Genomic DNA, 21,239 nt, shown 5'->3' on the forward strand with positions numbered 1-21,239 from the left:
CAGATGAAGATCGCGACGCACAAAACGGTAATCAAGAATGGCCAGGTGGTTGACGGCACCGGCGCGCCCCCCATCGCCGACGGCGCCGTGCTGATCGAAGAGGGGCGGATCACGTTTGTCGGCAAACAGTCTGATTTGCCACCACTGACTGAAGGTACCGAACAGATAGATGCCTGTGGCGGAACCATCATGCCGGGCCTGGTGGAAGCACATTTTCACCCCACTTATTTCAATGTCGCCAAACTGGAAGATCTCGATATCAAGTATCCCGTCGAGTACGTGACCATCCTTGCCTCCTGTAATGCGAAGCTCGCGCTGGAATGCGGTTACACGGCGGCCCGCAGCGGGGGCAGCCTGTTTAATATCGATGTCTGGATGAAAAAAGCGATCGAGAACGACCTCATTCCCGGTCCCAGAATGGCAGCCAGCGGACGCGAAATCTGTGGTGCCGGCGGCTTGATGGACTGGAATCCCGACTTCCGCAAAATTGGTATGGAAGGCCTGATTCTACTGATTAATGGGGCGGATGAAGCACGTTCCGCCGTGCGCAAGCTGGTCAAAGATGGTGTTGAATGGGTCAAGACCTATCCCACCGGCGATGCTGCCGACGCCAACGCGAACGACCATCACACGCTCTGTATGACATACGACGAAATGCATGCCGTGGTCCAGACCGCACACAACCACAATCTGAAAGTCACCGGCCACTGTCGGGCTACCGCAGGGATCAAAAATGCCCTGCTGGCCAACTACGATGCCATCGAGCACGGCACCTTCATGGATGACGAAACACTCGATCTGCTCCTGGAACGCGACGTGCCTGTTGTGCCGGCATTGTATTTTGAACAGGCCAGCATTGAGTTTGGACCCGAGTACGGCATGCCACAGGATGTGATTGACGGTCACCAGGAAACGCTGGATGGCGGTGCCGAAAGTGCCCGTCGCATTCTGGAAGCAGGCGGAAGGCTCGGAATGGGCGGCGATTACGGTTTCGCCTGGAACCCGCATGGCGACTACGCGAAAGAGCTGGAATTCTTTGTCAAGTTTGTCGGTCTGAAACCACTCGATGTGCTGAAGTGCGCCACGCAAACCGGCGCAGAAATTCTGGGCCGGGAAGATGAATTCGGTACGCTGGCCACGGGCAAATTAGCGGATGTGCTGGTCGTGGACGGGGATGTGGTCGCGGACATTTCTATTTTGCAGGATCGCAAGCGGATCATCGCCGTCATGCAGGGAGGCATCACCAAAGCCGGACGAATCATGGCACCTGCTCACGCAAACAGTTGAAATGATAATCATCGGCCGCGTGCCACCTGTCGGCTTGCCAACAGTGAATCCAATTGTATCTCGGGTTCTGCTTAAGTAAAAACTTACGGGCCGAGCGCTGCGAGCAGGAAACTGTCAGAGCCGTCGATCAATTCAGTAACAGATCCGCCAACCCTCAAAAAACAGGAGGTCGGTGGCACTGTTGGCTTGCCAACAGTGAATCCAGTTGCCTCTCTGATATTGCTCAAACAAAAACTTAACCTCATTTAGTAATCCGTTACTAGAGCCGAATACTCTTCCCGCCCCGTTTTCCGAGCGGTACAATATTTCCACTCACCCTGGTTGGTCCCAACGGAAACCGCAACGACCCACCAGAACGAACCGAGTCCCGCCCCGTTTGGAGATACCCCGCGATGCTTTCAATCCCCGGCTCACCTCAGCGACAGTGCAACGGCTCGCGCAGGCAGTTCCTCAAGATTGGCGGTCTCGCACTGGGCGGACTTTCGCTCCCGCAGATCCTGGCGGCAGAAGCACAGGCCGGCACCCCGAGTGGCAAACTGGGCCATAAAGCCATTATTATGATCTTCCTCTCCGGTGGCCCCTCGCATCAGGACATGTACGACCTGAAGATGGACGCCCCCTCGGAAATTCGCGGCGAATTCCGTCCCATCGAAACCAGCGTTCCCGGCATCCAGATCTGCGAACACATGCCCCGCCTGGCCGCGATGATGGACAAGTTCGCCATCATTCGTTCGTTGCACGGCTGCCCCGATCAGCACGCTTCCGATCTCTGCATGAGCGGCTGGCCCATCGGCGGCGGAGAACGTCAGTCGGGTCACCCCTCGCTTGGCGCAGTCGTCTCCAAAGTGCAGGGGCCGGTCGACAAAGCGGTGCCCCCCTTCGTCGGTCTCAGCATCAAGAGCCGCCACGAACCGTATGGCAATCCCGGCTTTCCCGGGTTCCTGGGCAAAGCACATTCCCCGCTGCAACCGACCGGGGAAGGCATGGACAACATGCGACTGCAGGGCATCACCCTCGATCGACTCCGCGACCGCAAAGCGTTGCTCGCCGGTTTCGATGCCTTTCGCGATTCTGCAGACAAAGCCTACGATGGTCTCGACGCTTACTCTCAGCGGGCGTTCGACGTTCTCACCTCCAGCAAACTGGTCGAAGCGATGGACCTCGACAAAGAAGATCCCGCGCTCCGCGACCGCTACGGACGGGGCGACAATTCACCCGCGTTCGGCGAAGACGCCGGCCCGCACTGGATGGATCAGTTTCTCATGGCCCGCCGCCTGGTCGAAGCGGGTGTCCGCTGTGTCACACTCTCCTTCGGCAGCTGGGACCGCCATCATTCGAACTTCGCTCGCCTGCCGTTACAACTGTCGAAACTGGATCAGGGCATCACGGCTCTGGTCGAAGACATTCACAACCGCGGCCTGCAGGAGGACGTCAGCGTCATCGCCTGGGGCGAATTTGGGCGCACCCCCCGCATCAACGACAACGCCGGCCGCGATCACTGGCCGCAGGCCTCCTGTGCGCTCCTGGCTGGTGGCGGCATGCGAATGGGCCAGGTCATCGGCTCCACCAATCGCTTGGGCGAAGTCCCCCTCGATCGCCCGCTGCACTATCAGAACGTCTTCGCCACGCTCTACCGCCAGCTGGGCATCGATCCCGCCACCACCACGATCCCCGACCACGCCGGCCGCCCGCAATACATGCTCGACATCCGCGAACCGATCGACGAGCTGATCTGATTTGACGACTACGAAACCCACGGAAATTTTTCTACCACGAAATACACGAACGACACGAAAGAAAAAGAATGGGTCCGCCCGAATGCAATTCGGGCCAGAAATGTAGGGGTGGGCCCATGTGCCCACCCGCCTGGCGACTCTCAATCGAATTCAGTCTCCCCAGGGGAACAGGGGGGATCACCCCACCCTGAGCGGAATGGCGCTAGCCACCGGTTCTAGAGTCATCGTTGACCTGAGAAACCGGCGGCTAGCGCCTTGCCGCTCAGAAAAAACGTAGGGGAGGACCCATGTGTCCTCCCGCCTGGCGGCACTCAATCGAATTCAGTCTCCTGAAGGGAACCCTTCTTCTTTCATATCTCGCAGAAAGAGCCACTCCTTTTCTGGTGGACATTTGGCGTCCAGAACCTGATACTGAACTGATCAATCACAGAGTCTATTTCAGCCTTTGTATTCAGGAATCAGAATAGTGGCTAATCCAGAGCATGAAGATGTCGTGCAGCAGGGCGCAAAGGCGATTGCAGAGTGGCGGATAAAATACGGCAGGATTACTCTGGATTTAAGTGGAGCCGATCTGCGCGGGGTTGACCTGAACGGAGTCAAAATGCCGAAGGCCAACCTGGGAGGGGCAAATTTAAACAGGGCCAATTTGAGCTGTACCGATTTGAGCGACGCCAATCTGGTGGGAGCCAATCTGTCAGAGGCCGATTTGATGTGCGCCTGTTGCTCGGGGGCTGAATTGTGTGATGCCGATCTGAGAGAGGCCAATCTGAATCAGACCGACTTCAGCTGGGCTGATTTAACGAATGCCAACTTCAGCGGCGCTACGGTGAGAAACGCAAATTTCAGCAATGCCCAGGGGGTCGATCTTAGTAACGTCAAAGAACTGGTGCCGTCACATCAGGAGGAAGTCACCGCCGCCAGGGAAAAATCAAAGGGGAAGATGAGTAAAGGTGTGAAGCTCATTCTGTTTTTCCTTCTGATCTTACTTGTGACATTAATCCCTGGAATGTTGATGCCCCCTCCCGGAGGCAAGCCACCTACTACTGCTCAGTTTCTGGCGGGCCTCATTCCGTTCATCGCATTTCTCCTCTTTTACTTTTCGATCATTGCCGGTACCGCCATGATCGCAACTGAGAAAGGATATTCCATCACGATCGGCTTAATATTAGTCCTTACTCTATCTGTAGTAGGACTGCTGATCATGCTGCTGTTACCGGAAAATCAGAACCAGGAATATTTCTGAATTGTAAGACTGTTCCCCTGTTAGCCATTCGAGCCTGGCGCAGTGACAGGCAGGAACCACCAGATTTCACCGATTTTCGTAGCCCTGACGAAACGCATCTGTTTACAATATGACCATCCGCCAGTTCCACTGATCTCTACTCATTTCAAGAAAGCTTCCGAAATGCTCAAATCAGCAACTTGCTTCTGTCTGGCTCTGACCTTTCTCGTTCCCACACTGCTCCAGGCGGAAAAGAATGCCTCGCTCAAACCGGTCCTGGCCAAAACCGGGAAACCCAGCCAGAGCGAATCCTTCGATAAGGAGAAACTCAACAAGAAATTTACCGCCAACAAAGGAGAGTGGACCGTCGCAGAAGGCGTACTCGTCGGGAAGGAACTGCCTGCCGACAAGCATGCTGCCGTCCTGACCTGGAAACTGCCCAACCAGAATTCGATGCTCCGCTGTTCGTTTCAGCTCAAGGATGCGAAGTTCTTTCACCTGAGCCTCAATCATCCCAAGGGCCATCTGTTCCGCGTGATCATCGATGAAAAGGGAATGATCCTGCGGACGGACAAGGACAAGAAAGACCCCCAGTCCAAACCGATTACCCTGGCCAAAGCCCAAGGCAAACTGGATCCCAACAAGTGGTACACGTTGCAGCTGGAAATGCAGGGAGACAAAGCCGTCGCCCAGCTGGATAACGGCATGAAAGTCGAAGGTCAGCACGCCTCCCTCGACAAAAAGAAAACAGGCTACCGCTTCGTCATGAAAGGCAACACGCTCCTTATCGACGACCTCTCCGCCTGGAACCTGGATGATTAACAATACTTTCCTAACCACTCCAGCTCAATCTGCGCACATAGTTCACCCGTTAATCAGAAACGTCCGGGTGGCACTGTTGGCTTGCCAACAGTGATTACGAATCAGCCCTGAACCAGATCGACGGCGGCCCGAATGCAATTCGGGCCGAGCGCAGCGAGCAGGAAACAGTCAGAGTAAGCGATCAATCCAGCAACAGGCATCGCCTCCAGAAAAGCAGGGGAGGCCCCATGTGTCCTCCCGCCTGACGACAGGCAAGCTCATTCAGACTCACAAAGGAAACAGGGTTTACCAACCACCCTGAGCAGAGTCCCCAGTCTCGCTGCAACAGCAACCTACTTCAGCTCAATCGGAGAAAGCAGGTTATTGTGCTCTTTCACGGTGATCGTGATTCCGGACGTTTCCGGATTGGTGTACTTCCGCGGGAGTTTTTCAGGCAGCTTGTCTTCTTCATCTTCGCTCACCCCTTCGAGTGAACCGACCCAGGTGAATGAGACTTTATATTCTCCGGGAGGGGCGCCGTCTCCCTTTTCGTAGGTTGTGATCTGAAATTTTCCGCTCTCATCCACGGTTCCGCGCGGGTTGAAAAACTGTTTGTCGTCACTGGGGGGATTCACCGGCGTCAAGGAGACCATTCCGTCCGTGATCGGTTGATCCTGGTAGAGCACAACCCCCGTGACTGGAAATACAGTTCGTGCATCTTCCAGTTTTTCCGAGCCGCACCCGCTCAGCAGTGTCAGCAGACAGAGGAAAACACCCCGGCGCAGTGGAATGAGGGAAGATACTGGTTGATGATTCTGACCCGGGTTGAATTGCTTGCGTCCGGTCACGAAATGGAAGAACTGATCTCTGCGACTACCCATGATTTTCTCTCTTCGAAGAAAGGCCCGAATGATGATTCTGATGGCGCAAATCATCTGTTGAAAACGGTAGCGGGTAACTGTCAAAGCAGACTAGCGAGCTCGCGTTAAAGAAGCGTGAAGAAGGTATAAAGAATGGTTTTTCCAGCGGTTTACTTCGAGTATGAAAAACCGATGAAGGTCCTGCAAAGCAGCTTGTTTACAACTCACAGAACTGCATAATCCAGTCTTCGGACTCTGCGCAACAGACTGAAATCGAGTGCGACAATCAACAAGAAGGGAGGCATTAATATGCTACCATTGTGTCTACGTCGACTGTTCCAGTCGTTCTGTGTCCTTGTTCTGGCGTGGGGGTCTGCCAACTCCGCACTGGCTGAGGAAATCGAATTGATCGGTCGTGTCTCATTGCCAGGCACGACGCGCGATCTCAGTGGTCTCAAAGGGACCGTGGCAAAGAAATATCCCCGCGATCTGTTTGGTGGAATTTCGGCGATTGATTACACGGGCTCCGGTAACCGTTATCTCTTGCTGGCAGACCGCGGACCCCTCGATGGGGCAGTCTCGTATCCCTGCCGATTCCATGAAGTGGAAATTGAAATCGATCCCGACAAATCGCCGGCCATCACGACACGCTTACTGAAAACACACCTGCTCAAAGACATCGACGGACGCAGCATCTCTGGGGCCGCAGCCAAATCAGACGGCCCTCTGCCCCCCTTAGTGGAACGAATGGATCCAGAGGGCATCCGCTGCTCACCCGACCATAAACTCTATATCTCTGACGAATATGGGCCTGCCATTTATGAAGTGACGGAGCATGGTGTTGTCTGCGGTGAAATGCAGATCCCGGGGCATTTCCGCATCGCCGTGCCGCACGCGGATGCCGATCAGGAAGCCAGTCTCAACAGCCAGGGGCGTCAGCCGAACAAAGGTTTCGAAGGGCTGGCCCTGACCCCGGATGGCCGCTACCTGGTCGCCATCGCCCAGGCCCCCCTGATTCAGGACAGCACCCCCACAGGCAAAGGGAGAAAACGCAAGGGACAATTTAGTCGGCTGTTTGTACTGGATCTGAAAACGGGCCAAAATCAGCAATGGGCTTACCCACTGACGGAAACGAAAAATGGCATCAGCGAAATTCTGGCCATCAGTCCCACTGAATTTCTGGTGCTCGAACGAGATGGTGACGGCGGAAACGAGGCGCACTTCAAGGCAGTGACCCACGTTGATGCGTCTGAAGCAACCGACGTTTCCGCGATCAGCCAACTCCCCCACGAGGGACTGCCCCAGGGAGTGAAGCCCGTCAAAGTCCAGCCCTGGCTGAATCTGCTGGATGAGCGTTTTGGGCTCAAAGGTCCACAGATGCCCGAGAAGTTTGAAGGTCTCACGTTCGGACCGACTCTGCCGGACGGCAGACGCACGCTGGTTGTGGCAGTCGACAACGACTTCGAAACCGACGTCCCGACCGAACTGTTTGTCTTCGCCATCCCGACCAGTAAACTGCACATTGCCGGCCGGTAAACTGCCAGGTTACGCAGATTCATGGAAAGCGGGATCAAAGCGGATTTCAGGGAATGCCTGTCTCGCAGACAGGTACTTCCCTGGTCTGTATTGAGAGACACGAAGATCACAACGCCTGTTGCAGAACAGGGGCCGCAGGCTGAGGGGAACCTGATCTCAGTCAGACTGAAATCTTCGACGATGTCAGCACAATAAAAACGGCCCTGGTCGCATGAGCAACCAGGGCCGTTTCTCTTTTTCAGCCACACACGTCACTTGTTAGAATTCGCCGACGGTTTCGCCGCCGGCCCGTGTGCAGACATAGGCAAACAGTCTGCGGTCGATGTTCTGCGAAACAAAGCGGACCGAACCATCGCCCATGACGAACTGGGCACCGCCGACGTGAAAACTGAAAATTTCACTGGCGTTGATTTCGTTGATCACATACGGCCCATAGGTGTCGTAACCGTTCTTGAGAGCCCCGTTAATCGAGAGCCCGGCATCAGGATCGGCCCAACCGGTACCATCCGTGGTGACATAATTCCCGCCGTATAGCACCACTTTGTCGTCTGCGTAGTTGCCCTGATCTGTGGAGTTCCAGATTCCTTTGGCATTATACACGACCGGGTGGCCGCCTGCTTCACCCAGCATAAAGGTGTTGGAGGTACCATCGGTGACATCGCGGATCCGGTTATTCTGCCCCTTGGACAGAATGCCGGCTTTCGCGGAATCGGGAGGCTCAGCGACCCCCAGCACTTTCGTCCAGAATTTCTTTTTCACTTCGTTAATCGAACCGTAATCGCCGGCGGCGGCACCGGGAGCATGATAGGCGTCTCTGCGGTTATCGCCGGGAACAGACGGGCACAACATGACCGGAATCTGTGTTTCGATCATCACGCGGTTGGAAGTATCGAACCAGGGGGCATTGGTGTTGTACTTGTTGTAAATGTTCGATTGATCCAGATACGGTAAGGCCAGGATCGTCCACGAACAGAAGGTGGTATCTCCCGCACTTCCGTCGGCGTTCGTCAGGCTGTACTTGCCACTCGAACTCACATTCGGGTTATTGATATCACCCAGCAATCGACTGGGCGGGAATGTCGAAAAGGCACTCTCGTAATTGTACAGCGCCAGACCTAACTGTTTCAGGTTGTTTTTGCACTGTGAACGACGGGCTGCTTCGCGGGCCTGTTGGACCGCCGGCAACAGCAGGGCGATTAAAATGGCAATGATCGCGATGACCACCAGCAGTTCAATCAGAGTAAAACCAGACTTTCTTTTTCTGAGAATTGCTTTCATAGTTCTCCTTCTCCTGTTTCATGGTAATGGCATGGTGTCGAGTTGCGTTTCGTGTGGAACAGATAAGAACAATAGAAAGGGGATCTCCACCATTGGCTGCCGATTCTGAATCCTCCGGCGGTGCGAGAATGAGCTCAAACTAACCTCCGATCGATACCAGCAGTTGATAACAGCGACAGGAAATCCCCAGGTCACAAATGAAACTGAACCTCGGCGGGAAAAGTTCAGAAAGAACCAGACGGACAGAAAGCGCTGACGGAAAACTTTGCTAAGTAATTCGCCTGGATCGAATTCTGATTTCTGGTCAGTACAGGCTGCAGAACCGGATTGTGCCTCTCTGCACAATCCGCTTTGGCGGGAGAGGAAGAGCAACAGACCGTTTCGAGTGCGGAAACTGGTTAAAAACGTGACACAAATGCCTGCCGGAAGATCTAGTCATCATCTGCCTGCAGTAGACTCGAGAGTTTCTTCGAACACAACCTGAGTACGTGCGTCTCATCATAGATATAAATATGATGAGATGATGAAGGCCGCGTGAAAATTAAAGACTCGGTGGTCGTGACATGCAATCGCAGGGTTTCCAGACTTCGACACAACAACCAGGAAGTCTAATGCTACTCGGGGGTCAGGGGGAGTCTCCAGAATATTGCAGGGACCACGTAACAATCAGCCTCACTCCCTTACATCAAACGGGTAACCCCGGATGCAATCCGGGGCGAGCGCAGCGAGCAGGAGGTCGCAGCTCAGACGCCCAATCCAGCAACAGAATTCGAATTCAGAAATGTAGGGGAGGACCTGTGTGTCCTCCCGCCTGTCGACGCTCAATAAAAATCCAACTTACAAGGGGAACAGGGAAGACCATCCGCCCCTGTGTTCCAACGGTAACACACAGACAATTAATCTTCTCGCTGGATCGGCAGATGCTTCCGGCATGCTGACAGAATCTGCCGCGACAGCGCAGGAGAATTCACCGCGCGTGCCAGTGACAGTCCGCCAAAGCAGAGCGCCAGCGTCGCCAGAATTTCCTGGCGGCTGAATTCATTTCCCGAACGCTGCTGAAACTGCCCGACCATCCACTGCAGCACCTCTTCGAACTGCGCCTTCGTCTCCGCATCCGCGCGACCCAGGTCTGAGAGCAGAGGAGGGATCGAGCATCCCTCCTCCACATGTTCGCAATGTTTGCTCGACAGGTATCGCTGCATGATCTCCATCAGCTGCTCCGGCGTCTCGCACTCACTTAGCGCGCCGTTCATCGCCGCCTGGTCTTCAATAAAAGAATGCACGAACGCTTCGCCCAGCACGTCCGACTTCGAACTGAAGTGACCATAGAACGCGCCGGACGTCATCCCCGCCTCTTCCATGATCCCGTCCACTCCGCTGCCGACGTACCCCTGTCGTTTGAACATCCGCAGGGCGGCGTCCAGAATCTTATTCCGGGATCTTCGTTTCCGGTCCGTGGGCTGGTTCATCCTCGGGGCTTTCTTTCCAGACGATCGGGTGGTCTTCCAGGCGTGCGCCATCCAGTATCCCGCCGGTCACACTGCTGTCCGCGCGGTACTGGATTACCAGATAGTATAACGGCTCCTCGCCGTGGTTTCGCCAGACGCGCGGCACTTCCGGCGAAAGTCGAATAAAGAATCCGTCTGTCACCTCCAGCAGATCCTCCCCTGCCTGAAACTGCCCCCGGCCCTGAATCACAAAATAAATCTCGTCGTTTTCATGGTGGCGGTGCACGAAGGGCATCTCGCGGCCCGCCGGCAACACGTTGACCGACATCTCCAGACCCTCCGAGTTCAGAAACTTCCGCAGGAAATATTTCCCGCGGACCGGCAGCGGCGATTCCGGGGGCGAGAGCTTGAACTGTGTCCAGCTCTCCAGCGGTCCCGCCTCAAAGCAGTCGTATCCCTCTCCATGCAAAACGCGGTCGGTAGCTTGAATCATGGTTTTCTCCTGATGAAAAGTGTCTTGAAAGTTAATATAACGACCGTAATATAACGATCGTTATCTTTAGTCAACGGGAATCAGACAACTGTTATAATTGTGCTAATCCGATCCGTCGGCACCCGGCAGCACGGAAATGAGGGCCTGGGCTTCGCACCAACACAGGAACAGGCCTGAAACCGGGCAATAAACCTGACTTCCGGCCAGACTCTTGTTTGAGTCGGTTCCGAAGATTGGTTACACTGGGAGCACTTTGAAGTCGCTCACAGATCCCGTTGTGAGGGGAAGGTACGTCCAGCACCGCCACGGGGTCGCTCAGATCCCATACAGAAAGTCAAGACAGTTCAATGATTTGTGTCAGCATCGGTCGAACCCGGCACAAAATGGTAATGATGGAACACCGCTCCCTGGCAGAGAAGGGGGCGGAACTGGTCGAGTTACGACTGGACTGGATCGCCCGCGCGCCCGATGTCAATCGGTTGCTCAAAGACCGGCCCACGCCCGTCGTCATCACCTGCCGTCGCCCCGAAGACAAAGGCCGCTGGAACCGCACCGAAGAACAGCGGCAGGCCCTGCTGCGGACTGCCATTGTCTCCGAAGTAGAATACGTTGATATTGAAGATGATATCGCGGACAAAATTCCCCGCTACGGCAAAACCAAACGCATCATCAGTCATCACAACTTTGATGAGACTCCCGACAACCTCGAAGAGATTCACGAATCCCTCTGTGAGAAAGATCCGGATATCGTCAAGCTGGTCACCATGGCCAATTCGCCCGGCGATTCCATTCGCATGCTGAAGCTGGTCGCCAGTGCCAAGGTGCCCACCGTCGGGTTCTGCATGGGTGAGTACGGCGTCATCAGTCGCATCCTCTGCGGCAAATACGGCGCCCCCTTCACCTACGCCACCTTCAGTCGCGAACGGGAAATGGCGCCGGGACAACTCGCCTTCTCGGAAATGACGCAGATCTACCGCTACGATCAGATCGGTCCCGAGACCCCCGTGTACGGCGTCATCGGAGATCCGATCGCCCACAGCCTGAGCCCGCTGATTCATAACATTGCCTTCAGACACGATAAAATCGACGGCGTGTATCTTCCCTTCCGTGTTCCCAAAGATCGGTTGGAAGAGACGCTCAAGGAATTCGAATTCCTCAACGTACAGGGTTACAGTGTGACGATCCCCCACAAAGCGGGCGCCCTCAAACTGGCCGGAGCCGCCGATGAAGCTTCCAAAACCATGGGGGTCGCCAACACCCTGTTCAAAGACAACCAGAACGTCTGGCAGGCCCGCAACACCGACTACGATGCCGCGCTGGACAGCATCCGCCTCGGCCTCGATCCGGAAGGCAAAGCGACCACCGATCCCATCGACGGCAAGCAGGTGCTGCTCCTCGGTGCAGGGGGAGTGTCCCGCGCGATCGGGGCCGGAATCGTCAAAGCGGGCGGGGCACTGACGGTGACCAACCGCAGTCGCCTCCGGGGAGAAAGCCTGGCCCACGATCTGGGCTGTGCTTATACGACCTGGGAAAACCGGGGCAGCGGACATTTCGACATTCTGGTCAACGGCACCTCGGTCGGCATGCATCCGAATGTCAACGAGACCCCCTTCGCCCAGAATTTCCTGCTTGATGACATGCTCGTTTTCGATACGGTTTACAATCCGGAAAACACGCTGTTACTCAAGCAGGCGCGGGAGCGGGGCTGTAAAACCGTCTCCGGAATTGAAATGTTCGTCCGGCAGGCCGCGGCGCAATACAAACTGTTTACCGACAAGGAACCACCCCTGGAAGTAATGCGCAACACGCTCCGCAAGGGGATCTCCGCCGTCGGTAAACTTTAAGGAGCGCCGTTGATGACCGTAATCACTCTGATTGGCTATCGAGGCAGCGGCAAAAGCAGCGTCGCCGCCCCCCTGGCCGGGCACTGCGGTTTTGACTGGATCGATGCCGACGATGAAATCGAACGTGTAGCCGGTCAATCCATCACCGAAATCTTCGCCGGGGCAGGGGAGCCGCACTTTCGCCAGCTCGAACGGGAAGTCATGCAGCGCCTGCTCGCACAGGACAAACTCGTGATCGCCGCGGGAGGGGGAGCGATTCTGAATGCCGAGACCCGCCAGGAAATGCAACAGGCCGGCCCGGTGATCTGGCTCAAAGCAGACGCGGAAGCCCTCGCGCAGCGGATCAACTCCGATGCCACCACGGGCAGCCGGCGACCGGCACTCACGGCCAGCAGCTCCCAGCTCGAAGAAATCCGCACCCTGCTCGCGCAGCGCGCACCGCTCTATCGCGATGCAGCGACCCTCACGATTGAGACCGCAGACAAAACCGTTTCCGAAATTGTCGCTGAAATTATCGCCGCCCTGGATTCCGATGCTTAATCCACAACGAAAGCCTTTCCGACCATGACCCCCTTTGGTATCAATCCTTACCTGATGCTGACACTGCTGTTCCTGCTGGGAACCGCACTGGGGCGGATCATTAATATCTGTATCGAGGAAATCCCCCGCGAAGAAAAAGTGGGGGCGGCCTGGAAACGTGTCTTCCGCCGCATGCGGCACCTCGGTTCCCGCTATCATCTGCCGATCATCGGCGTCTACCTGACCCGCTCGAAGAATTCCACATTTTCCTACCGCCGCTCGCATCGCGAAGCGTTCGTGGAACTGTTGAACGGCGTGATCTTCGTGCTGCTGTACTGCGCCGAAGTTCCCCTGAGTGCCGGGGCTCTGCTGCAGGACAGCGGACTGTTCTCCGAATATGCTCCCGACCTGTTGACCGTCAAGAGTTGGATGTCCCCTGTGGCGCTGCTCAACCTCCGCTATTTCTATCATCTGGTCCTGATCGAATCCCTGATGATCGCGACCTTCATCGACTTCGATCACAAAATCATTCCCGATGGCGCGACCATGCCCGCCCTGTTCATCGGCGTGGTCGGCTCGTTCGTCTTCGGCCTGTTTTACCTGGTGCCCGTCTGGTTTCAGGAGCCCTCGGTCGTCCGCATGTTCGGGATCTATTTTCCTGAGCAATACCGCCACTACTTTGTGGTCGAGAAGATCCCGCAGTGGGTCGTCACTTACCCGCACCTGCATGGCCTGGCGGTCAGCCTGGTTGGCCTCGTGGTGGGCGGCGGTGTCGTCTGGGCCGTTCGCGTGATTGGTCAGTGGACGTTGCGCCAGGAAGCGATGGGCTTTGGCGACGTGATTCTGATGGCGGTCATCGGCAGCTTCCTGGGCTGGCAGGCCACGGTCACCGTATTCGTGATTTCGCCCCTGTGTGCCCTGCTGGTGGTAGCGGTGACCATTTTCTTCAAACTGTCGCGGGAAATTCCCTTCGGGCCTTACCTCAGCCTGGGCGCGCTGCTGGTATTGCTGGGCTGGCCGAAAATCTGGCCACTCGCCGAACGCATCTGCCACCTTGGACCGCTGCTGCCGATCCTGGCCCTGGTGATGATGATCATGCTGGTCCTCTGCCTGCTGACCACCCAGCTCTTCAAATGGATGCTGGGCATCCCCCTCTACTGGCAGGAAGAATGGTTTGAGGAGTGGACGTCAGCCGACCAGTTGACCTACCAGTCCGGGGAGAACGTCAACGAAACCCAGGGCCGCTGGGATCTGAAAACGGACGCCCACACCCGGGCCGGACGGGGCACGCAGCATTACCATCAATGGAAAAACGGGCGATAAATAAACTGAATAGCCTGCTGTTTCAGAACACCAACCGATGCTACTCCGCCATTTTGAATCAACACGTCAATCTGGTTGGCGACCCTCGTCTAGTTTGATCTGGTGGATGTATTCAGACTCAGAGCCATCCCATCCGCATTTAGAGCAGGTACTCGGTGAAAAATCGTGGTCACAGTTCGAGTATCCATAAAGATGGTGCGCGCACTCTGGACAGAGCCCATCCATGTGTGATGCGGGTGCAAAAAACGGCGATTTGCATTCAGCGCATGTTTTCGTAGCCGGTTCCATCACGGGAGGGTCGGTCAGTAGCGGTCGGTCAGCAACGCCATTAAATCGCAGGGTAGTGTCGATCCGGTTTGACGATTCGCAGATTTGAATTCCCCCCACTATGGTTTCTGAAATCTGCAGCGAAAACAGACCCGAAGCTGAGACAGCAATCTGAGCTGCTGGAATCAGCATTCCATACCACAATGCGGCGGTGTCCGGTTGAGTGGTCGATTGCGCGCGGAACTTCAGGTCTACTACATCGACATCGGCGAAGACGTCTCCCGTGTCGAGAAGCAATTTGCAATCAGTGAATATCATGAACTCGACTCGCGAAACTATGGATAGGCATTTTGGAATTCAGCCTCAATCTATCACTATTTTGTATAGTGTCAACTAAATTTCACCAGGGCGGATCTCCCAGGAAATCTGATCGATCCAGGTCCGGCATGACAGCGGTCGCAGGTCCTCTCCGCACCGTCAGGATCAGGCAGTCTGATACATGCCATTTACGAAACAGGCCATTTTTGCGCCCATCATTCACAAAAGCGGTTTGAGAGACTAGAATCGGTCGCTATTACTGAACTTTGCTATGGCAGATGTGTCATCTCAACGTCAATGTACGCACGAAATTGAGACCTTAACTTAGAAATACCTATGATTACAATTGTCGACTACGGAATGGGAAATCTGCGGAGTGTCCAGAAGGCCTTCGAAAAGGTCGGTGCGGACGCGCAGATCTGTACAAACCCCGAAGAGATCGCCAAAGCCTCCAAGCTGATTCTGCCCGGCGTGGGTGCCTTTCGCGACGCCATCCAGGCCCTTAAAGATCAGAGTCTGGTGGAGCCAATTCTGGAACACGCCAAGTCCGGTAAACCTTTCCTCGGTATCTGTCTCGGCCTGCAGCTCCTGTTCGATGTCAGCTATGAAGATGGGGAATACGAGGGGCTGGGCATCATCCCCGGAAAAGTGGTCCGCTTCGAGGATCAACCCGATCTGAAGATCCCCCACATGGGCTGGAACCAGATCGACGCGACCCACGAGCATCCCATCCTGGCCGGCATTCCCGCACACGAATATTTCTACTTTGTGCACAGCTACTACGTGGCACCCGATAACGATGATGACGTTGCCGCCTGGACCGATTATGGCTGCCGCTTCGCTTCAATGGTCGCCCGCGACAACCTGGTCGCCTGCCAGTTTCACCCCGAGAAAAGTCAGAACGCCGGCCTGAAACTGCTGCAGAACTTCGCTGCGTTTTAATTCCGCTTCCTCAGAAAATAGTATCAGAAAAAAAGAAAGTCAGCTCAGCTATGGAAATATTGCCCGCCATCGATATCCGGGGAGGCAAGTGTGTGCGTCTGCGACAGGGCGATTACGGACAGGAAACCGTCTTCGGCGACGACCCGACCGAAATGGCCCTCCGCTGGGCTGAAGGGGGCGCACAGCGCCTGCACCTGGTCGACCTCGACGGGGCCAAAGCCGGCCAGCCCGTGAATCACGAAGTCGTTCGCAGGATTGTCGCCGCGGTCTCTGTACCCTGCCAGATGGGGGGCGGCATCCGCGACGAAGCCTCCATTCAGCTGATGCTGGACGACGTCGGCATCGACCGCGTGATCGTCGGCACCCAGGCTTTAAAAGATCCCCAGTGGTTCAAACAGATGGTCACCCGCTATCCCGGTCGACTGGCATTGGGGCTCGACGCCCGCGACTCCAAAGTCGCCACCGAAGGCTGGCTCGACGTTTCCGAAACTTCGGCCATCGATCTGGCCAAAGAATATGTGGGCGTGGAATTGGCAGCAGTCATCTATACTAACATCGCCAATGACGGCATGATGCAGGGCGTCGATGAAGGCACGATCCAGGACATGATCGCCCTGGCCGAACTCGGTCTCCCGGTGATCGCCTCCGGTGGTGTGACGACCCTCGACGATGTCACGCGCCTGGCGGAAGTCAGCCGCGCACAGCCGAAGCTGGTCGGAGCGATTATTGGCCGTGCCCTGTATGAAGGCACGATCGCAGTTCCCGATGCCATCGCTGCCGCGAACTCCTGAAGTGAACTGCACCAGCCCGGATGACAGGAATCGAAACGCATGACCGACGATGTGGATCATGGAAAACTGTTCCGGGCACGCCTGCTGGTGCTCCTGGCCTCGGTGCTCTGGAGCCTCAGCGGTCTGTTCATCAAGTCGCCTCCGTTCCAGTCGATTCCCGCTGACGACCGCGGACTGATCCTCGCCTGTTATCGCGCCCTGTTTGCCGGCCTGTTTCTGTTGCCCCTGGTCCGTGTGCGGTACATCCGCTGGCGGCCCGCTCTGATTCCCCTGCTGATCGCCTTTGCCGCGATGAACGTGCTGTTCGTCACCGCGATGACCCGCACTTCTGCGGCCGCTGCCATTTTTCTGCAGAATACGAGCGTCGTCTGGGCGATGCTGTTCGGCTACTTCCTGCTGCAGGAACGCATCGAACGCGGTTCGATTCTGGCGATCCTGATCGTCCTGTCTGGAATCTTCTGTATCGTGGCTGGCGACTGGGCCGGGGAGAACTTCGACGGCAATCTGATCGCGCTCACCAGCGGCGTCTGTTATGCACTGGTCGTCACTTTCTTCCGTGTGCTAAGGGATGAGCATCCCGCCTGGCTGGTCGCTCTCTGCCTGTTGACTTCCGCCGCCATCGTGGCCCCCTGGGTCTGGAAGCTGGGAATTACACTGACAGGTCAGCAGTTCTTCCTGCTCGCGTTGCTGGGCGCCGTCCAGCTGGGCACGCCGTATGTCGTCTTTTCGCATGCCGTCAAAACGGTCAACTCGCAGGAAGCCTCGCTGCTGGTACTCACCGAACCAATCCTGAACCCGATCTGGGTCTGGCTCTTCTGGGGAGAGACTGTTTCCGTCTCCACGTTCGTCGGCTGCGCGCTGATCATCGCCGGTCTGTTTGTACGATTCCTGCTCTTCCGACCTCGACGGGATCTGCAGTTGAAAAATCAGTAAAGCGTCAACTTGCTACTTCTTCTTCGGGGCAGGGGGCAATCGCACGGTCTGCATTTCGTGATACTGGGCCCGCTGCGGCTTCAATTCGCTGCGATAAAACTTGAGGGTGTCCAGCGTCACTTCACCCCACTCCGCATCGCGGCGGTCGGACAGCAGCTGAAACAGCTCTTCGGGCGGCTTCGCCTTGATGCGGGCCAGCGTCAGATGGGCATGGAAACCTTTACGCTCCCGTGGATAACCCAGCTTTTCCGTCTCGGCTTCCAGGTATTCCGCCATCTCCGCGAGCAGTGTCTCATCTTTGATGCCCGCCCAGATCACATTCGGTCGATCCTCGCGGGGAAAGGCACCCAGACCTTTGAAAGCCAGCCGGACACATTTGAACTGGTTCCGCATCTCTTTCAGAATGCGACTGACCGGCATGATATCTTCCAGCTCAGTCGGTCCCAGAAATTTGAGTGTGATATGCATCTGGTCATCCGGGATCGGCTTGACCGCTGACCCCATCTTTTCCAGTTTTTCGAGAACCTTCCGCAACCCTTTCGGCGGTTGAACTGGGACGGCGATAAAAGTGCGTGCACGTTGATTTTTCTGCATGGCGAATCTTCAGCAAATCTGCGAGTATCACAGATCGAACTTATTTCTTTTTCTGATTCCAGAGGGCCTTGAGTTGATCGAACCCCTGCAGCGGCTGATCTCCGGTTTTCATTTCATCGGTCAGTTTGGGCAGGGGCGCCTGTTTCTTGCCTGACTTGTTCCGTTTCTTCTTGCCCGGCTTGTGGGACCGTGGTGTTGAGGACTCACCCTGTTTCTTCTCCGGGGCAGCCGGTTTTTTCTGCTCTTTCGGTTTCGCAGGAGCACGCTGCGATTTCTTAGGAGGTCGCACAGTACCCGGCTTGATCAACGTCAGTGAAACGCGACGGCGCTCCAGGTCGACGCCCAGTACCCAGGCCGTGATCACATCACCGACCGAAACGAACTGGTACGGACTCTCAATGAAGTGATTCGCCATCTCGCTCACATGGATCAGCGCGCTGTCCTTCAGACCCACATCCACAAACGCACCGAAGTCAACCACATTCAGGACGGTCCCCTGCAGTTCCATGCCTTCGGTCAGCTGTTCCAGTTTGAGCACACCCTGTTTGAAGATGGGGCCCGGCAGATCGGAACGCGGATCGCGCCGCGGTCGTGCGATCGCTTCCAGAATGTCTTCCAGTGTGGGCAGGCCGATTTGCAGACTCCCGCTCAATGACTTCTTGTCGATTTGTGAGACCTTTTCCAGAATCGAAGCCCGCTCCTGGGCCGACGTTTTCAGACTATCGGGAGGCAGCTCCAGCTGTTCCAGAACTTTGTGGGCATGCTCATAACTTTCCGGGTGGATCCAGGTCGAATCCAGCGGCTCATCACCCCGGTCGATTTTCAGAAAGCCGGCTGCCTGGGTGAACGTGGCTTCGCCGATTCCCGCGACGTCGAGCAACTGTTTGCGATTCTGAAACGAGCCATGCTGATCGCGCCATTCGGTAATTCGTCGCGCGATTAACTGGTTCATTCCCGAGACATGTCGCAGCAATGAGGCACTCGCCGTATTCAGGTTCACGCCGACATAGTTCACGCAGGACTCGATGACTTCATCCAGCGATTCTTTCAGTCGCTTGGAATTCACATCGTGCTGATACATGCCGACGCCCAGGTGCTGCGGGTCGATTTTCACCAGTTCACTCAGCGGGTCCTGCAGGCGGCGGCCAATCGAAATCGTGCCGCGGATTGTCGCGTCCAGATCCGGAAATTCTTCACGGGCCACCGGGCTGGCGGAATAGATGCTCGCTCCCGCTTCATTCACGATCAGGTAACGTGCCTCGGGCAGATTCTGTTCGATCATCTCGGTGATGATCTCTTCCGTTTCGCGGCACGCGGTACCATTGCCGATCGCCACCAGCTTACAGTTGTGCTCGGTCATGATGTCGGCCAGTTTGTTCCGCGCGTAATCCTTCTTCTCGGCGGAGCCGGTGACATAGACCAGGTCGGTGGCCAGACAGTAACCGAGTTCATCGAGCACCGCCAGTTTGCATCCGGTCCGCAGACCCGGGTCGATTGCCAGGATCCGCTCGCCCTGCAATGGGGGCTGCAGCAGCAGGTTTTTCAGGTTCTGTGCGAAGACGGAGACAGCATGCTTTTCCGCTTTTTCTGTCAGTTCGCGACGGATCTCCCGTTCCAGACTGGGCAGGATCAGACGCTGCAGCGCGTCGGTGACGACCTCGGTCAGAAATTCACTGAAGCGATGTCCGTCCAGTTTCAGGTGAGTGGCAATCGACTGGCGGGCCGATTCTTCTTCCCACTCAAAGCGGACCCGCAGGGCACCCGATTTTTCGCCCCGGTTCAGCGCCATGGTTCGATGGTGGGGTACCTTCACGGCCCGTTCGGAATAGTTGAAGTAATCACGATACTCCTGGCCGGATTCCTCCGCTTTTTTGGTGGCGTTGACAGTCAGTTTGCCCGACCGCCAGGCGATCCGGCGTGAGATGTCTCGCACGTCGGGATCTTCGCCGATCTTTTCCACCAGGATGTCGGCGGCTCCTTTGAGGACATCTTCTGTTGTTTGCGCGCCTTCTTCGTCTTTGATGTATTGTTCCGCGGCAACGTTGAGATCCGTGATGCTGTCATCACCCGCCCAGATTGCATTGGCCAGCGGTTCGAAACCGTGCTTGCGGGCAGTCGCAGCCCGGGACGTTCGTTTGGGACGATAGGGGCGGTAGAGGTCTTCCAGCCGTTTGAGTGTATCCGCTTTTTCGATTTCCGCTTTGAGTTCGGGAGTCAACTGCTGCTGGGCTTCAATCAGACGCAGGATGGTAGAGGCCCGCTCGCGCAGTTGCCGTTTGGACTGCACCCGCTTTTGAATATCGCGAATCTGCACCTCGTCCAGATTGCCGGTACGTTCTTTCCGGTAACGGGTGATGAAAGGAACCGTGTTGCCTTCATCCAGCAACGCGATCACATTCTGAATCTGTTGTGATGTGAGATTCAATTCCTCAGCGATTTGCGCTGCGTCACGTTCGGAGAACTGTGAGCCGGATTGATTCTCTGGTATCTCAACCGCATCCATCTCGATCTCGATTCGTTTCGACCTTTGGTTTCGAAAACTCCGATCAGGGCTCTGATCAATTACAGGATCTTCTCTGTCTCTCTCTTGTCTTTAGAATAACTGTTTTCAGAGAAAATAGAAATGGTCATTCCATGATACCGCAACCGCCGGGCGCCGGGACAGTCTGCGATACACGAAAGTGTAGTGAGCGCGCCGCCAGTTTAACAGGCTCACACAACAGAATTCCGCGCGCCACCAATTCACTTTTCTGTGAAGTTTTTTTAAAGACTCCATTTCTAAACAAACCTGCTTCAGCGGATTTCTGTGCTCTTATTTTTTCGGGGGCAAAGTTCCAGAATCAGTGTATGAGACTTTCGATGAGTGGCAGGACTTCGAACAGGCAACCAGGTCCGGGAATTATCTCATTCATTCTGTCGGTAGAATCGTTTTTCTCGTCAGGACCGGACCTGCTTACTGCCGATAAGTGAAGTACTGACTGTCTCAATTCATGCGCGGTCGGGCTGACGCGAATGAAGATTGCGGAATGAGTGAGACACACCAAATC

General features: G+C 55.8%; 18 protein-coding genes. 12 read left to right on the plus strand and 6 right to left on the minus strand.

All coding sequences use genetic code 11. The annotated features are described in order from the left end of the window. Positions 1-3 precede the first annotated feature (3 nt). The 4 genes from Enr10x_RS05165 to Enr10x_RS05180 all read left to right on the plus strand — a co-directional run bounded on the left by Enr10x_RS05165 (position 4) and on the right by Enr10x_RS05180 (position 5,067). Positions 4-1,287, plus strand: a complete 1,284-nt coding sequence (locus Enr10x_RS05165; protein ID WP_145448337.1) for a metal-dependent hydrolase family protein — start codon at positions 4-6, stop codon at positions 1,285-1,287. Positions 1,288-1,679: 392 nt separating this feature from the next. Further along, positions 1,680-3,023 carry a DUF1501 domain-containing protein gene (locus Enr10x_RS05170; protein WP_145448338.1) on the plus strand — a complete coding sequence of 448 codons (1,344 nt, stop codon included), beginning with the start codon at positions 1,680-1,682 and terminating at the stop codon, positions 3,021-3,023. Positions 3,024-3,489: 466 nt separating this feature from the next. After that, the gene (locus Enr10x_RS05175) at positions 3,490-4,266 is read left to right on the plus strand and encodes a pentapeptide repeat-containing protein (RefSeq protein WP_197997486.1); all 777 of its coding nucleotides are present in this window, start codon (positions 3,490-3,492) and stop codon (positions 4,264-4,266) included. 162 nt (positions 4,267-4,428) lie between these two features. Further along, positions 4,429-5,067 carry a hypothetical protein gene (locus Enr10x_RS05180; RefSeq protein WP_145104651.1) on the plus strand — a complete coding sequence of 213 codons (639 nt, stop codon included), beginning with the start codon at positions 4,429-4,431 and terminating at the stop codon, positions 5,065-5,067. A gap of 332 nt (positions 5,068-5,399) precedes the next feature. Here the strand turns inward: Enr10x_RS05180 and Enr10x_RS05185 are convergent, their stop codons facing one another. Continuing rightward, the gene (locus Enr10x_RS05185; RefSeq protein WP_145448340.1) at positions 5,400-5,927 is read right to left on the minus strand and encodes a hypothetical protein; all 528 of its coding nucleotides are present in this window, start codon (positions 5,925-5,927) and stop codon (positions 5,400-5,402) included. A gap of 288 nt (positions 5,928-6,215) precedes the next feature. Here Enr10x_RS05185 and Enr10x_RS05190 point away from each other — a divergent pair, with 288 nt between their 5' ends. Next, positions 6,216-7,442 (plus strand): esterase-like activity of phytase family protein, encoded by a 1,227-nt coding sequence (locus Enr10x_RS05190; RefSeq protein WP_145448341.1) that lies wholly within the window; start codon positions 6,216-6,218, stop codon positions 7,440-7,442. Between the two features lie 258 nt (positions 7,443-7,700). Here the strand turns inward: Enr10x_RS05190 and Enr10x_RS05195 are convergent, their stop codons facing one another. The 3 genes from Enr10x_RS05195 to Enr10x_RS05205 form a co-directional block, all read right to left on the minus strand. Beyond that, positions 7,701-8,720, minus strand: coding sequence for a DUF1559 domain-containing protein (locus Enr10x_RS05195; RefSeq protein ID WP_145448342.1), 1,020 nt, complete (start codon positions 8,718-8,720; stop codon positions 7,701-7,703). 896 nt (positions 8,721-9,616) lie between these two features. Continuing rightward, positions 9,617-10,189 carry a TetR/AcrR family transcriptional regulator gene (locus Enr10x_RS05200; RefSeq protein ID WP_197997487.1) on the minus strand — a complete coding sequence of 191 codons (573 nt, stop codon included), beginning with the start codon at positions 10,187-10,189 and terminating at the stop codon, positions 9,617-9,619. Beyond that, the gene (locus tag Enr10x_RS05205; RefSeq protein ID WP_145448344.1) at positions 10,149-10,661 is read right to left on the minus strand and encodes a cupin domain-containing protein; all 513 of its coding nucleotides are present in this window, start codon (positions 10,659-10,661) and stop codon (positions 10,149-10,151) included. The genes Enr10x_RS05200 and Enr10x_RS05205 overlap by 41 nt, the downstream gene beginning before the upstream one ends. Before the next feature lie 347 nt (positions 10,662-11,008). Here Enr10x_RS05205 and aroE point away from each other — a divergent pair, with 347 nt between their 5' ends. From aroE to Enr10x_RS05240, 7 genes are all read left to right on the plus strand, one after another. Further along, positions 11,009-12,505, plus strand: a complete 1,497-nt coding sequence (aroE, locus tag Enr10x_RS05210; RefSeq protein ID WP_145448345.1) for a shikimate dehydrogenase — start codon at positions 11,009-11,011, stop codon at positions 12,503-12,505. 12 nt (positions 12,506-12,517) lie between these two features. After that, complete coding sequence (locus tag Enr10x_RS05215) at positions 12,518-13,045, plus strand: shikimate kinase (protein WP_145448346.1); 528 nt, start codon at positions 12,518-12,520, stop codon at positions 13,043-13,045. Positions 13,046-13,069: 24 nt separating this feature from the next. Next, entirely contained in the window at positions 13,070-14,347 is a 1,278-nt protein-coding gene (locus Enr10x_RS05220; RefSeq protein ID WP_145448347.1) for a prepilin peptidase, read from the plus strand. 486 nt (positions 14,348-14,833) lie between these two features. Beyond that, complete coding sequence (locus Enr10x_RS30510; protein WP_261343252.1) at positions 14,834-14,959, plus strand: hypothetical protein; 126 nt, start codon at positions 14,834-14,836, stop codon at positions 14,957-14,959. A 309-nt stretch (positions 14,960-15,268) separates the two neighbouring features. Continuing rightward, positions 15,269-15,874 (plus strand): imidazole glycerol phosphate synthase subunit HisH, encoded by a 606-nt coding sequence (hisH, locus tag Enr10x_RS05230; RefSeq protein WP_145448348.1) that lies wholly within the window; start codon positions 15,269-15,271, stop codon positions 15,872-15,874. Positions 15,875-15,924: 50 nt separating this feature from the next. Next, the gene (hisA, locus tag Enr10x_RS05235) at positions 15,925-16,665 is read left to right on the plus strand and encodes a 1-(5-phosphoribosyl)-5-[(5-phosphoribosylamino)methylideneamino]imidazole-4-carboxamide isomerase (RefSeq protein ID WP_145448349.1); all 741 of its coding nucleotides are present in this window, start codon (positions 15,925-15,927) and stop codon (positions 16,663-16,665) included. A 39-nt stretch (positions 16,666-16,704) separates the two neighbouring features. Further along, positions 16,705-17,598 (plus strand): DMT family transporter, encoded by an 894-nt coding sequence (locus tag Enr10x_RS05240; RefSeq protein WP_145448350.1) that lies wholly within the window; start codon positions 16,705-16,707, stop codon positions 17,596-17,598. A 12-nt stretch (positions 17,599-17,610) separates the two neighbouring features. Here the strand turns inward: Enr10x_RS05240 and thpR are convergent, their stop codons facing one another. Beyond that, positions 17,611-18,192: an RNA 2',3'-cyclic phosphodiesterase gene (gene thpR, locus Enr10x_RS05245; protein ID WP_145448351.1), complete on the minus strand. Its 582-nt coding sequence runs from the start codon at positions 18,190-18,192 to the stop codon at positions 17,611-17,613. Positions 18,193-18,232: 40 nt separating this feature from the next. Continuing rightward, positions 18,233-20,695, minus strand: coding sequence for a Tex family protein (locus Enr10x_RS05250; protein WP_145448352.1), 2,463 nt, complete (start codon positions 20,693-20,695; stop codon positions 18,233-18,235). Positions 20,696-21,239: the final 544 nt, after the last annotated feature.

It is taken from the genome of Gimesia panareensis, assembly GCF_007748155.1.
GTDB lineage: Bacteria > Planctomycetota > Planctomycetia > Planctomycetales > Planctomycetaceae > Gimesia > Gimesia panareensis.

Coding starts and splice junctions, on each gene's coding strand:
- Enr10x_RS05250 (WP_145448352.1), bottom strand. CDS start 20,695: ATGGATGCGGTTGAGATACCAGAGAATCAATCCGGCTCACAGTTCTCC.
- thpR (WP_145448351.1), bottom strand. CDS start 18,192: ATGCAGAAAAATCAACGTGCACGCACTTTTATCGCCGTCCCAGTTCAA.
- Enr10x_RS05240 (WP_145448350.1), top strand. CDS start 16,705: ATGACCGACGATGTGGATCATGGAAAACTGTTCCGGGCACGCCTGCTG.
- Enr10x_RS05165 (WP_145448337.1), top strand. CDS start 4: ATGAAGATCGCGACGCACAAAACGGTAATCAAGAATGGCCAGGTGGTT.
- Enr10x_RS05195 (WP_145448342.1), bottom strand. CDS start 8,720: ATGAAAGCAATTCTCAGAAAAAGAAAGTCTGGTTTTACTCTGATTGAA.
- Enr10x_RS05185 (WP_145448340.1), bottom strand. CDS start 5,927: ATGGGTAGTCGCAGAGATCAGTTCTTCCATTTCGTGACCGGACGCAAG.
- hisH (WP_145448348.1), top strand. CDS start 15,269: ATGATTACAATTGTCGACTACGGAATGGGAAATCTGCGGAGTGTCCAG.
- Enr10x_RS05200 (WP_197997487.1), bottom strand. CDS start 10,189: ATGAACCAGCCCACGGACCGGAAACGAAGATCCCGGAATAAGATTCTG.
- aroE (WP_145448345.1), top strand. CDS start 11,009: ATGATTTGTGTCAGCATCGGTCGAACCCGGCACAAAATGGTAATGATG.
- Enr10x_RS05180 (WP_145104651.1), top strand. CDS start 4,429: ATGCTCAAATCAGCAACTTGCTTCTGTCTGGCTCTGACCTTTCTCGTT.
- Enr10x_RS05190 (WP_145448341.1), top strand. CDS start 6,216: ATGCTACCATTGTGTCTACGTCGACTGTTCCAGTCGTTCTGTGTCCTT.
- hisA (WP_145448349.1), top strand. CDS start 15,925: ATGGAAATATTGCCCGCCATCGATATCCGGGGAGGCAAGTGTGTGCGT.
- Enr10x_RS05205 (WP_145448344.1), bottom strand. CDS start 10,661: ATGATTCAAGCTACCGACCGCGTTTTGCATGGAGAGGGATACGACTGC.
- Enr10x_RS05215 (WP_145448346.1), top strand. CDS start 12,518: ATGACCGTAATCACTCTGATTGGCTATCGAGGCAGCGGCAAAAGCAGC.
- Enr10x_RS05170 (WP_145448338.1), top strand. CDS start 1,680: ATGCTTTCAATCCCCGGCTCACCTCAGCGACAGTGCAACGGCTCGCGC.
- Enr10x_RS05220 (WP_145448347.1), top strand. CDS start 13,070: ATGACCCCCTTTGGTATCAATCCTTACCTGATGCTGACACTGCTGTTC.